The organism is Pseudoalteromonas sp. SWXJZ10B (genome assembly GCF_015864475.1).
GTDB classification, from domain to species: Bacteria; Pseudomonadota; Gammaproteobacteria; order Enterobacterales; family Alteromonadaceae; genus Pseudoalteromonas; species Pseudoalteromonas arctica.
This window is the reverse complement of record NZ_JADYXD010000009.1, coordinates 1-13,992: the sequence shown is the minus strand read 5'-3', so window position 1 is coordinate 13,992 and position 13,992 is coordinate 1. Positions and strand designations below refer to the sequence as shown.

The following is a 13,992-nucleotide window of genomic DNA, read 5'->3' as shown; positions in this document are numbered from 1 at the left end:
AAATGGCTAAATTAACTAAACGTATGCGTACTATCCGCGAAAAAGTGGAAGTAACAAAAGATTACGAAATCAATGAAGCAGTTGCTCTTTTAAAAGAGTTAGCGACAGCTAAATTCGTAGAAAGTGTTGACGTTGCCGTTAACCTTGGTATCGATGCTCGTAAATCTGATCAAAACGTTCGTGGTGCTACTGTACTACCTAACGGTACTGGTCGTGACGTTCGTGTTGCTGTATTCACACAAGGCGCTAATGCAGAAGCTGCAAAAGAAGCCGGTGCTGAATTAGTAGGCATGGAAGATCTTGCTGAACTAGTTAAAAAAGGCGAGATGAACTTTGACGTTGTTGTTGCATCACCAGACGCTATGCGTGTTGTTGGTCAACTAGGTCAAATCTTAGGCCCACGTGGTCTAATGCCAAACCCTAAAACTGGTACTGTAACGCCTAACGTTGCAGAAGCAGTTAAAAATGCTAAAGCAGGTCAAGTACGTTACCGTAATGACAAAAATGGCATCATCCATACTACTATTGGTAAGGTTGATTTCACTGCAGAGCAATTACAACAAAACCTTGAGTCTCTAATTGTTGCGCTTAAGAAGGCTAAACCTTCTCAAGCTAAAGGTATTTACTTGAAGAAAGTAACTATCTCTACAACAATGGGCGCAGGTGTTTCTGTTGACCAAGGCACTTTAAGCACAACTGTAGCTTAATTAGTGTTTACATGGCGTGAAATTTGTACTATAATTTCGCGCCATTTTGTTGATTAATTTATTAATTAGCAAAGTAAAGAATTCGGGTTGAAGTCCATAATTTCGTTAAGCCTTCGGGGTTAACGATAAATTGGGCTTCCGTCCAAGACCGTAGGTGGCTTCGGCCTTAATATTCACCTACGTAGACGGTGTAGACCCCAGATAGATTTTTCCTAATCCTTCTGGCTCTCGCCGTAAAAAGCATCTCTACCTTGTTTGGTAGGGAAGAGTAGAACAGGGGAATCCGATAATCGGTATCCCCATTAAACCAGGAGTAACACCCATGGCTTTAAATCTTCAAGGCAAAAAAGCAATAGTTGCTGAAGTCAACGAAGCAGCCAATGGTGCTCTATCTGCAGTTGTTGCAGATTCTCGTGGTGTAACAGTTGGCGCAATCACTGCCCTTCGTAAAGAAGCTCGTGCAAATGGTGTTTGGATGAAAGTTGTCCGTAACACTTTAGCAAAACGTGCTCTTGAAGGAACAGATTTTGAGTGTCTTTCTGATTCATTTGTTGGTCCAAGCTTAATCGCTTTCTCATCAGAGCACCCAGGTGCTGCTGCGCGTATCTTTTCAGATTTCGCGAAAAAGAATGAGAAATTCGAGCTTAAAACGGCCGCTTTTGAAGGAAATGTTGTTGATGCAGCAATGCTTGCTACATTACCTACATACGATGAAGCTGTTGCACGCTTAATGAGTGCTATGAAAGAAGCGTCTGCTGGCAAATTGTGTAAAACAATTGAAGCAGTACGTGTACAGAAAGAAGAGCAAGCTGCTTAATTTTAAGCTGTTTAATCACTTTCGGTGTAAAATTTATTTGGACGTAATGTCCGTTAATTATTAGGAAATTTGTAATGTCTGTATCTAAAGACCAAATCCTTGACGCAATTGCTGAAATGTCAGTAATGGACGTTGTTGCTCTTATCGAAGCAATGGAAGAAAAATTCGGCGTAACTGCTGCAGCTGCAATGGTAGCTGGTCCAGCTGCTGAAGCTGCTGAAGAGAAAACAGAATTTGACGTAATCCTTACTGGCGCTGGCGCTAACAAGGTTTCTGCAATCAAAGCTGTTCGTAGCGCAACTGGCCTTGGCCTTAAAGAAGCGAAAGCTCTTGTTGAAGCTGCTCCTACACCTGTTAAAGAAGGTGTATCTAAAGAAGAAGCTGAAGCACTTGCAAAAGATCTTACTGAAGCTGGTGCTGAAGTTGAGGTTAAGTAATTTAGCTTTTGCTAAGTTCGCTGCCTGAGAAATCAGGCAAGGGCTGGTGATTATTTAATCACCGGCCTTTTTGCGCTATAGAGTGATGCACTCTTTTAGTTCAAATAAAATCTGATTTTTTCTTTACTTTCAACGCTTTATAGTTTGCTAGTGTTAAAGTGGGATCTAATTAGAACAACAGTTAAATGTTGTAAAATCTTGGCATAGCTGCCAGTTAAGTCTGTTCTTACAAGAACAGGTCGGGTCAAAGATCAGCAAGCTGAGGAACCCCATGGCTTACTCTTATTCTGAAAAGAAACGTATCCGTAAGGATTTTGGTAAACGTCCACAAGTTTTGGATATACCTTTTTTACTGTCTACACAGTTAGAATCGTTTAAAAAATTCTTAGTGCCGGACGCTGATGGCGATCATGGTTTGGAAGCTGCCTTCCGTTCTGTGTTCCCTATTAAAAGCTACTCGGGAAATTCTGAGCTTCAATACGTAAGTTACCGTATTGGTGAGCCAGTTTTCGATGTAAAAGAATGTCAAATTCGCGGTGTGACTTATTCTGCTCCACTTCGCGTGAAACTGCGTCTTGTTGTTATGGACAAAGAAGCACCAGGCACAGTTAAAGACATTAAAGAGCAAGAAGTTTACATGGGCGAAATTCCGCTCATGACAGATACCGGTACTTTTGTAATCAATGGTACAGAGCGTGTTATCGTTTCTCAGCTACACCGTAGCCCTGGTGTATTCTTTGATAACGACCGCGGTAAAACCCATTCATCGGGTAAAGTATTATATAACGCACGCGTTATACCTTACCGTGGTTCATGGTTAGACTTCGAATTTGATGCAAAAGATAACTTATATGTACGTATTGACCGCCGTCGTAAATTACCGGCGTCTATCATCCTACGTGCACTAGATTATTCTAGCGAACAAATCCTAGATATGTTCTTCGATAACACTACGTTTGAAGTAACGAACGGTAAAGTTCTTATGGAACTTGTACCTTCGCGTTTACGTGGTGAAACTGCCGCTTTTGATATCAAGAGCGAAGACGGTGAAGTATTTGTTGAAAGCGGTCGTCGTGTTACGGCTCGCCACATCAAGAGCATCGAGAAGAAAGGCATTAAGCAATTAGAAGTACCACATGAGTACATCATTGGCCGTATTGTAGCTAAAAACTATGTTGATGAGTCAACTGGTGAAGTTATTGCAAATGCAAATGACGAGCTAACTCTAGAGCTAATGGCTGAATTGGTTAAAGCCGGTTACACTAAAATTGATACGTTATATATCAATGAAGTGGACAGCGGTGCTTACATGTCAAATACTTTGAACATTGACTCTGCAAGCAGCCGTTTAGAAGCACTAGTAGAAATTTACCGCATGATGCGCCCAGGCGAGCCACCGACGAAAGACGCGGCTGAAGCCTTATTCCAGAACTTGTTCTTCTCTGAAGAACGTTATGACTTATCTACTGTAGGTCGTATGAAGTTCAATAGCCGTGTTGGTTACGATACAGACACAGGCCCTGGTACATTAAGCAAAGAAGACATCGTGTCTGTTATGAAAGTATTAATTGCTATTCGTAACGGTCAAGGCGATGTTGATGATATCGATCACTTAGGCAACCGTCGTATACGTAGTGTTGGCGAAATGGCTGAGAACCAATTCCGTGTTGGTCTAGTACGTGTTGAACGTGCTGTACGTGAGCGTTTAAGCTTAGGTGACCTTGACGCGATAATGCCACAAGATCTTATTAACGCTAAGCCTATTTCGGCAGCGGTTAAAGAGTTCTTCGGCTCGTCTCAGTTATCACAGTTTATGGACCAAAATAACCCACTATCAGAAGTTACGCATAAACGTCGTATCTCTGCATTAGGTCCGGGCGGTCTAACTCGTGAACGTGCAGGCTTTGAAGTACGTGACGTTCACGTAACTCACTATGGTCGCGTATGTCCAATCGAGACTCCTGAGGGTCCAAACATCGGTCTAATTAACTCATTGTCTACGTACGCACGTACAAATGACTACGGTTTCTTAGAAACACCTTACCGCAAAGTGGTAGACGGTGTTGTAACTGATGAAGTTGATTATTTATCAGCCATTGAAGAAGGTCAGTTTGTTATCGCACAGGCGAATTCAAACTTAACTGAAACCAATGAGTTTGTTGATGAACTTATCCCATGTCGTCACAAAGGTGAATCTACCTTTATGGGTCGCATGGACCAGCAGTATATGGATGTATCACCACAACAGGTGATCTCTGTAGCGGCAGCACTTATCCCGTTCCTAGAACACGATGATGCTAACCGTGCATTGATGGGTTCAAACATGCAACGTCAAGCAGTACCAACATTGAAAGCGGATAAGCCGTTAGTAGGTACTGGTATTGAGTTAACACTAGCGAAAGACTCTGGTGTAACTATCGTTGCTAAACGTGGTGGTGAAGTAATGTATGCTGACGCAAGTCGCATCGTTGTAAATGTACATGAAGAAGAACGCATCCCTGGTGAAGCGGGCATCGACATCTACAACTTAACCAAATACACACGTTCAAACCAAAATACATGTATTAACCAAAAACCAACTTGTATGGTTGGCGAACCGGTTACTCGTGGTGACGTGTTAGCAGATGGTCCTTCGACTGACTTAGGTGATTTAGCCCTTGGTCAAAACCTTCGCGTGGCATTCATGCCATGGAACGGTTATAACTTCGAAGATTCAATCTTGTTATCTGAGCGCGTAGTTGAAGAAGATCGTCTAACGACTATCCATATTCAAGAGCTACAGTGTGTTGCCCGTGATACTAAATTAGGTCCAGAAGAGATCACAGCAGATATCCCGAACGTGGGTGAATCTGCACTAGGCAAGCTTGATGAATCAGGCGTTGTATATATTGGTGCTGAAGTTAAAGGCGGCGATATCCTAGTAGGTAAAGTGACTCCTAAAGGCGAAACACAGCTTACACCTGAAGAGAAGCTACTGCGTGCTATCTTCGGCGAAAAAGCGTCTGACGTTAAAGACAGCTCTTTACGTGTACCAAATTCTGTAACTGGTACTGTAATTGACGTGCAAGTTTTCACCCGTGATGGTGTTGAAAAAGATAAACGCGCGTTAGAAGTTGAAGACATGCAGCTTCGCGAAGCGAAGAAAGACTTCAACGAAGAGTTCCGTATTTTAGAAGCAGGCGTTTTAGACCGTGCACGTAAGCTACTTATAGCTGCTGGTTTTGATGAAGATAAACTTGCATCTCTAAATGCTGAAAAAGTACTTACGCAAAGTCTTGCTGAAGAAGACAAGCAAGCTGAGCTTGAGCAACTAGCTGCACAATACGATGAGCTTAAAGCTGAATACGATAAGAAGTTTGAAAACAAACGTCGTAAAATTACCCAAGGTGATGACTTAGCACCAGGCGTACTTAAGATTGTTAAAGTATACCTAGCTGTTAAACGTCGTATCCAACCGGGTGATAAAATGGCGGGTCGTCATGGTAACAAAGGTGTTATCTCGACTATCGTACCAGTAGAAGATATGCCTTACGATGACAAAGGTCGTACGGTAGATATCGTATTGAATCCACTAGGTGTACCATCACGTATGAACATCGGTCAGATCCTTGAAACACATATGGGTCTTGCTGCACGTGGTATCGGTGAACGTATTGAAGAGATGATGAAAGAACAACGTGAGCTTCATGAGCTACGTGACTTCATCAAGCAAGCATACGAAATTGGCGAATCTCGCCAAGTTGTAGATATTGCTAGCTTCACTGATGACGAAATTCGTCGTCTAGCTGAAAACTTAAAAGGTGGTTTACCAATAGCTACTCCTGCATTTGATGGCGCGAAAGAAAGCGAAATCAAAGACATGCTTGAGCTTGCGGGCTATCCTCGTAGTGGTCAGGTTACACTTTATGATGGCCGTACTGGCGATCAGTTTGAACGTCAAGTAACTGTTGGTTACATGTACATGCTTAAATTGAATCACTTAGTTGATGATAAAATGCATGCACGTTCTACTGGTTCTTACAGCCTTGTTACTCAGCAGCCGCTGGGTGGTAAAGCCCAGTTCGGTGGCCAGCGTTTTGGTGAGATGGAAGTATGGGCACTTGAAGCTTACGGTGCTGCTTACACTCTACAAGAAATGTTAACAGTGAAATCGGATGACGTGAACGGTCGTACTAAGATGTATAAAAACATCGTTGATGGTAACCATAAAATGGAACCAGGTATGCCAGAATCGTTCAACGTATTGTTGAAAGAAATCCGCTCACTGGGTATCAACATCGAGTTGGAAGAAAATTAAGCCAATTAGATGCTGCAGTTAACGCTGCAGCATCTGTTACGGCTGAATAGAATGTAGGGACGAAATTATCCGTCCTCAAGATTAACTCCGACAGGAGAGCTAAGGTGAAAGACTTACTTAAGTTTCTGAAGCAACAAAATAAGACCGAAGAATTCGATGCAATTCGCATTGGTCTTGCTTCACCAGACATGGTTCGTTCATGGTCATTCGGTGAAGTAAAGAAACCTGAGACTATTAACTACCGTACTTTCAAGCCTGAGCGCGATGGCTTATTCTGTGCCCGTATTTTCGGCCCAGTGAAAGATTATGAGTGTTTATGTGGTAAATATAAACGCCTTAAACACCGTGGTGTGATCTGTGAAAAGTGTGGCGTTGAAGTAACACTCACTAAAGTGCGACGCGATCGTATGGGTCATATCGACCTTGCGAGCCCAGTTGCACATATATGGTTTTTAAAATCATTACCGTCACGTATTGGCTTAATGCTAGATATGACGCTTCGTGATATTGAACGTGTTCTTTACTTCGAATCATTCGTAGTAACTGAGCCTGGTATGACAACGCTTGAGCGTGGTCAGCTATTAGGTGAAGAAGAATACTTAGATTCACTAGAAGAGCATGGTGATGAATTTGAAGCTAAGATGGGTGCTGAAGCAGTTTTAGACTTGCTTCGTGAACTTGATCTTGCTCAATTAATTGCTGAGATGCGTGAAGAGTTACCAACAATTAACTCTGAAACTAAGCGTAAAAAAATCACTAAACGTCTTAAGTTAATGGAATCGTTCCACCAATCAGGTAATAACCCTGAGTGGATGATCATGACAGTACTTCCAGTATTGCCACCTGATCTACGCCCATTAGTACCATTAGACGGTGGTCGTTTTGCGACATCTGATCTAAATGACCTTTACCGTCGTGTTATTAACCGTAATAACCGTCTTAAACGTCTACTAGATTTAGCAGCACCAGACATTATTGTACGCAACGAAAAACGTATGTTACAAGAAGCGGTAGATGCGCTACTTGATAACGGTCGTCGTGGTCGTGCAATTACAGGTTCTAACAAACGTCCTCTTAAATCTCTTGCTGATATGATCAAGGGTAAGCAAGGTCGTTTCCGTCAGAATCTACTTGGTAAGCGTGTAGATTATTCAGGCCGTTCTGTAATCACAGTTGGTCCTACACTTAAGCTTCACCAATGTGGTCTTCCTAAGAAGATGGCACTAGAGCTATTCAAACCATTCATCTATGGCAAACTAGAACGTCGCGGCATGGCTACGACAATCAAAGCTGCTAAGAAGATGGTTGAACGTGAAGTTCCGGAAGTATGGGATGTACTTGACGAAGTAATTCGTGAACATCCAGTATTACTTAACCGTGCACCAACACTTCACCGTTTGGGTATCCAAGCGTTTGAGCCTGTGCTTATCGAAGGTAAAGCAATTCATTTGCATCCATTAGTATGTGCGGCGTACAACGCCGATTTCGATGGTGACCAAATGGCGGTACACGTACCGTTAACAATCGAAGCGCAGCTTGAAGCTCGTGCATTGATGATGTCAACAAACAACATTCTATCTCCTGCGAATGGTGAGCCAATCATCGTTCCTTCACAGGATGTTGTATTGGGTCTTTATTACATGACTCGTGACCGCATTAACGCTAAAGGCGAAGGCGCGATATTTAAAGATCCAAAAGAAGCAGAAAAAGCATACCGCAGTGGCAATGCAGACCTTCACGCAATCGTGAAAGTACGTATTAGTCAATCAGTTAAAAACGAAGACGGCGTAGTAGAAGACACTATCACTGTTATCGATACAACTGTTGGTCGTGCAATTCTGTCTCTAATTTTACCTAAAGGCATGCCGTTTGCGTCAATCAACCAGCCGCTAGGTAAAAAGCAGATTTCTGGCTTATTGAATGAGTGTTACCGTCGTTTAGGTCTTAAAGATACAGTTATCTTTGCTGACCAAGTTATGTACACCGGTTTCCATTATGCAATGAAGTCAGGTGTTTCTATCGGTATTGATGACTTAGTTATCCCACCGGTTAAAGCACAGATAATTGAATCAGCTGAAGCTGAAGTTACTGAAATCAACCAACAATTCCAATCAGGTCTTGTAACGGCTGGTGAAAAGTACAACAAAGTTATCGATATCTGGTCACGTGTAAACGAAAACTTATCACGTGAGATGATGTCTAACTTGTCGAAAGACACAGTTATCAATGCACAAGGTGAAGAAGTAGAGCAACCGTCATTTAACTCAGTGTTTATGATGGCCGACTCAGGTGCTCGTGGTAGTGCTGCACAGATTCGTCAGTTGGCGGGTATGCGTGGTCTAATGGCACGTCCAGATGGTTCAATCATCGAGACGCCAATCACAGCTAACTTCCGTGAAGGTCTAAACGTACTTCAGTACTTCATCTCAACGCATGGTGCGCGTAAAGGTCTTGCCGATACAGCACTTAAAACAGCAAACTCGGGTTACCTAACGCGTCGTCTAGTAGACGTTGCACAAGATTTGGTAATCAATGAAGATGACTGTGGTACAGAAGATGGCTTAACAATGAAACCGCTTATTGAAGGTGGTGATGTTGTAGAACCACTTCGTGAACGTGTTCTAGGTCGTGTTGTTGCTGAAGATATTGTAATTCCAGGTACTAATACAGTACTTGTTGAACGTAATATCATGCTAGACGAAAAACTGTGTGACCTTTTAGAAGAGCACTCAGTAGATGAAGTTCGTGTACGTTCTGTTATCACGTGTGATAATGACTTTGGTGTTTGTGCTAACTGTTACGGTCGTGACCTAGCACGTGGTCATATCATCAACGCTGGTGAATCAGTGGGTGTTATCGCGGCACAGTCAATCGGTGAGCCAGGTACACAGTTAACAATGCGTACCTTCCACATCGGTGGTGCGGCATCTAGAGCATCTGCAGAAAATAATGTACAAGTTAAAACTAACGGTACATTAAAACTTCATAACTCTAAGTACGTACTTAACACAGACGGTAAGATTGTTATTACTTCTCGTTCTACGGAAATTACTATCATTGATAGTCATGGTCGTGAGAAAGAGCGCTATAAAGTACCTTACGGTGCGGTATTAACAGTGCAAGACAATACGGAAGTTCAAGGTAACGACATCGTTGCTACTTGGGACCCGCATAGTCACCCAATCGTTCTTGAGCATAAGTCAAAAGTATCGTTCAGCGATATCGATGATTCAAATACTGAAGCACAGACTGATGAACTAACTGGTTTAACCCGTGTAGTTGTAAAAGATCTTGCTAAAGTAAATACGAAAGAACCAAAGCTTATCATCGAAAGTGAAGAGCGCGGTCTGCAAGAAACACGTCTTCCTTCATTCACGACGATTGAAGTTATTGACGGCGTTACAGCAAACCCAGGTGACGTGTTAGCACGTATTCCGCAAGAAGGTTCGAAAACTCGTGATATCACGGGTGGTCTACCACGCGTAGCCGACTTATTTGAAGCTCGTAAGCCAAAAGAACCAGCTATATTAGCTGAGATCACAGGTACTATTAGCTTCGGTAAAGAGACTAAAGGTAAGAAGCGTTTAGTTATTACTCCAGCTGAAGGTGATCATTACGAAGAAATGATTCCTAAGTGGCGTCAACTTAACGTGTTTGAAGGTGAGCAAGTGTCTAAAGGTGAAGTTATCGCCGATGGTCCTGAATCACCGCATGACATCTTACGCCTACGTGGTGTGACTCATGTTGCTAACTACATCGTTAACGAAGTGCAAGAGGTTTACCGTTTGCAAGGCGTTAAGATCAATGACAAGCACATTGAAACAATTATCCGTCAGATGATTCGTAAATGTACCATCATACACAGCGGTGATACTGACTTCTTAGCCGGTGAACAAATCGAAGTGGCGCGCGTTAATATCGCAAACCGTGACCTTGAAAAACAAGGTAAGATACCAGCTAAGTATGAAATCCAGTTAATGGGTATCACAAAAGCATCACTAGCAACAGAATCTTTCATCTCTGCAGCGTCTTTCCAAGAGACAACACGTGTTCTTACAGATGCGGCAGTGAATGGTAAGAGCGATGAGCTTCGCGGTCTTAAAGAAAACGTAATTGTGGGTCGTTTGATCCCAGCCGGTACCGGTTTTGCGTATCATCAAGAACGTATGGCTCGCCGTAAACAAAGCAAAGTAGTAGTAGAAGAGCAAACAGTAAGTGCAGAAGAGGCAACTCAAGCACTTACAGACGCTCTAAATGCTGATTTGTCTGGAAATCAATAAACTGTTCTTAATCAATAGATTAAGTGATCGTGAGGCAGTTATATGCTGTCTTACGGTTAGTTTAGGTTGACAGGTTAAACTTTGCTCATTAAAATTCCGCCACCCATTTACTTGTGTGCTCAATGCAGGCTCGTAAATAAAGGGCGGATTTTTTATTTTTTTCAGTAGTAATTTTAATTTCAGGAGCTATTTAAATGGCAACTATTAACCAGCTAGTGCGTAAGCCACGCCGTAGCAAGGTTACGAAAAGTAACTCAGCTGCACTAAAAGCGTGTCCGCAAAAGCGCGGTGTATGTACTCGCGTATATACAACTACACCTAAGAAACCTAACTCGGCGTTACGTAAAGTAGCACGTGTACGTTTAACTAACGGTTTCGAAGTAACTTCATACATTGGCGGTGAAGGTCATAACCTTCAAGAGCATAGTGTAATCCTAATCCGTGGTGGTCGTGTTAAAGATTTACCAGGTGTGCGTTTTCACACTGTTCGTGGTGCACTTGACTGTGCAGGCGTTAGCGATCGTCGTCAAGCTCGTTCTAAATACGGTACAAAACGCCCTAAAGGCTAATTGTATTCCGTTAGTAAGGCCAAGCACTAAATATATATAATTATTGTTTTGGGTGATTGACTCGAAAGAGCAAACCTGAATAAACCGGAGATACAAAATGCCTAGAAGACGCGTAATCGGTCAACGTAAAATTCTTCCAGATCCTAAGTTCGGATCGGAACTTCTTGCTAAATTCGTTAACATCGTAATGTTAGACGGCAAGAAATCTACTGCTGAAAAAATTGTTTATGGTGCGCTAGACGTGGCTGCTGAGAAATCAGGCAAGTCGCACCTAGAAATCTTTGAAACTGCACTTGATAACATCCGCCCACAGGTAGAAGTTAAATCTCGCCGTGTTGGTGGTTCAACTTATCAAGTACCAGTTGAAGTACGTCCAGTTCGTCGTAACGCATTAGGTATGCGTTGGTTAGTAGACGCTGCACGTAAGCGTGGCGAAAAATCTATGGGCTTACGTTTAGCTCAAGAAATCGTTGACGCTGCTGACAACAAAGGCACTGCGGTTAAGAAACGTGAAGACGTTCACCGTATGGCTGAAGCGAATAAAGCATTCGCTCATTACCGTTGGTAATCTGTCTTTAACCTTTAAGAGGATCATATGGCACGTACAACTCCACTTGAGCGCTATCGTAATATAGGTATTGTTGCTCACGTAGATGCAGGCAAAACCACCACAACAGAACGTGTTCTGTTCTACACAGGTCTTTCTCATAAGATCGGTGAAGTACATGATGGCGCTGCAACTATGGATTGGATGGAGCAGGAACAAGAGCGTGGTATCACAATCACTTCTGCTGCAACAACGTGTTTTTGGAAAGGGATGGACGCTCAATTTGACGCCCATCGTATCAATATTATTGATACTCCAGGACACGTAGATTTCACTATCGAAGTAGAGCGTTCTTTACGTGTACTCGATGGTGCGGTAGTTGTTCTTTGTGCTTCATCTGGTGTACAGCCGCAAACTGAGACAGTTTGGCGTCAAGCGAACAAATACGAAGTTCCGAGAATGATCTTCGTAAATAAAATGGATCGCACGGGCGCTGACTTCTTAGCAGTGGTTAGCCAGGTGAAATCTCGTCTTGGAGCAACGCCTGTTCCAATTCAGTTGCCTGTAGGCGCTGAGGACGACTTTAAAGGTGTTATTGACCTCATAAAAATGAAAATGATTAACTGGAACGAAGCGGACCAGGGTATGACTTTTTCATATGAGGCAATACCGGCAGAACTTCTGGAATTAGCTGAAGAATGGCGCTCTCATTTAGTTGAAAGCGCTGCTGAAGCAACAGAAGAACTAATGGATAAATACTTAGAAGGTGAAGAGTTAAGTGAAGCAGAAATTAAAAATGCTTTACGCCAACGAACATTAGCTAATGAGATTGTTCCAGTTACTTGTGGTAGCGCATTTAAAAACAAAGGCGTTCAAGCTGTGCTTGATGGCGTTGTTGAGTATATGCCGTCGCCAGAGCAAGTGAAACAAATCCAAGGTATCTTAGAAAATGGTACTGAGGAAGAACGTCCTGCTAATGATAAAGCGCCGTTTGCTGCACTCGCATTTAAGATTGCTACAGACCCGTTCGTTGGGACCTTGACCTTTTTCCGTGTTTACTCTGGTACTGTTAAACAGGGTGACACGGTATATAATCCAGTAAAAAGTAAGCGTGAGCGACTTGGCCGTATCGTACAGATGCATTCAAACTCTCGTGAAGAGATCAAAGAAGTTTTCGCAGGCGACATCGCGGCAGCTATTGGTCTTAAAGACGTAACAACAGGTGAAACACTGTGTGATCCGAATTCTATTATTACGCTTGAGCGTATGGAATTCCCTGAACCAGTAATCTCTATTGCGGTTGAGCCTCGCACTATAGCTGACCAAGATAAGATGGGTATCGCGCTAGGTAAACTAGCTGCTGAAGACCCTTCTTTTCGCGTACAAACTGACGAAGAATCAGGCCAGGTTATAATCTCTGGCATGGGTGAGCTTCACCTAGATATCATCGTCGACCGTATGAAACGTGAATTCAGTGTTGAATGTAACGTTGGTAAGCCGCAGGTCTCATACCGAGAAGCTATTCGTTCAACTGTTAAGGTTGAAGGGAAGTTTATACGTCAGTCAGGTGGTCGTGGTCAATATGGTCACGTTTGGCTTAAACTTGAACCGATGGACATTACGGATGATGAGTCACCAATTTACGAGTTCGTTAACGAAACCGTAGGTGGGTCTGTTCCTAAAGAGTTCGTTCCTGCGGTAGACAAAGGTATCCAAGAGCAAATGTCTCAAGGTGTACTGGCAGGCTACCCATTACTTGGCGTTAAAGCGACTTTATATGATGGTTCATTCCATGATGTAGATTCGAATGAAATGGCATTTAAAATAGCAGGTTCACTGGCAATGAGAGATGGGGCGCGTAAAGCTGACCCTGTACTTTTAGAGCCAGTAATGAAGGTTGAAGTACTCACTCCTGATTCAAATATGGGTGATGTAGTTGGCGACTTAAATCGTCGCCGCGGCATAATCGAAGGCATGGAAGATGCATTAGGTGGACTTAAGCAAATTAATGCGCAAGTTCCTCTTTCTGAAATGTTTGGTTATGCGACTGCTTTACGATCTGCAACACAAGGCCGTGCCTCATACTCTATGGAGTTTGTGAAGTACGCTGAAGCCTCGAAAAACGTTGCAGATACAATAATTTCAGCTCGCGCTGTTATATAATTTTAGCTTGTCTGGCTCAATAGTGAGTCAGGCTTTAATTTCTTTATTAGGAATTTTTTAAGATGGCAAAAGAAAAGTTTGAACGCGTAAAACCGCATGTAAACGTTGGTACAATCGGCCACGTTGACCACGGTAAAACTACACTAACTGCAGCAATCACTAACGTACTTGCAAA

General features: G+C 42.8%; 9 protein-coding genes. All 9 read left to right on the top strand.

What is annotated here, in order from left to right:
* Nucleotides 1-2: 2 nt before the first annotated feature.
* Entirely contained in the window at nt 3-707 is a 705-nt protein-coding gene (gene rplA / locus I6F54_RS10165; RefSeq protein ID WP_165740516.1) for a 50S ribosomal protein L1, read from the top strand.
* 322 nt (nt 708-1,029) lie between these two features.
* Nucleotides 1,030-1,524, top strand: a complete 495-nt coding sequence (gene rplJ / locus I6F54_RS10160) for a 50S ribosomal protein L10 (protein ID WP_002958881.1) — start codon at nt 1,030-1,032, stop codon at nt 1,522-1,524.
* A gap of 74 nt (nt 1,525-1,598) precedes the next feature.
* On the top strand, nt 1,599-1,961 hold the full coding sequence (gene rplL, locus I6F54_RS10155) for a 50S ribosomal protein L7/L12 (RefSeq protein WP_002958882.1): 363 nt from the start codon (nt 1,599-1,601) through the stop codon (nt 1,959-1,961).
* Between the two features lie 271 nt (nt 1,962-2,232).
* Nucleotides 2,233-6,258: a DNA-directed RNA polymerase subunit beta gene (gene rpoB / locus I6F54_RS10150; protein WP_165740515.1), complete on the top strand. Its 4,026-nt coding sequence runs from the start codon at nt 2,233-2,235 to the stop codon at nt 6,256-6,258.
* Nucleotides 6,259-6,362: 104 nt separating this feature from the next.
* A complete protein-coding gene (rpoC, locus tag I6F54_RS10145) occupies nt 6,363-10,538 on the top strand; it encodes a DNA-directed RNA polymerase subunit beta' (protein WP_165740514.1) in 4,176 nt (1,391 codons plus the stop codon).
* Nucleotides 10,539-10,732: 194 nt separating this feature from the next.
* Nucleotides 10,733-11,107 carry a 30S ribosomal protein S12 gene (rpsL, locus tag I6F54_RS10140; RefSeq protein ID WP_008165517.1) on the top strand — a complete coding sequence of 125 codons (375 nt, stop codon included), beginning with the start codon at nt 10,733-10,735 and terminating at the stop codon, nt 11,105-11,107.
* A 97-nt stretch (nt 11,108-11,204) separates the two neighbouring features.
* Nucleotides 11,205-11,675: a 30S ribosomal protein S7 gene (gene rpsG, locus I6F54_RS10135; protein WP_010392135.1), complete on the top strand. Its 471-nt coding sequence runs from the start codon at nt 11,205-11,207 to the stop codon at nt 11,673-11,675.
* Between the two features lie 27 nt (nt 11,676-11,702).
* Nucleotides 11,703-13,817 carry an elongation factor G gene (gene fusA, locus I6F54_RS10130; protein WP_165728275.1) on the top strand — a complete coding sequence of 705 codons (2,115 nt, stop codon included), beginning with the start codon at nt 11,703-11,705 and terminating at the stop codon, nt 13,815-13,817.
* A gap of 62 nt (nt 13,818-13,879) precedes the next feature.
* Nucleotides 13,880-13,992: GTP-binding protein (locus tag I6F54_RS10125; protein WP_138558991.1), on the top strand; the 113-nt coding region annotated here is incomplete at its 3' end.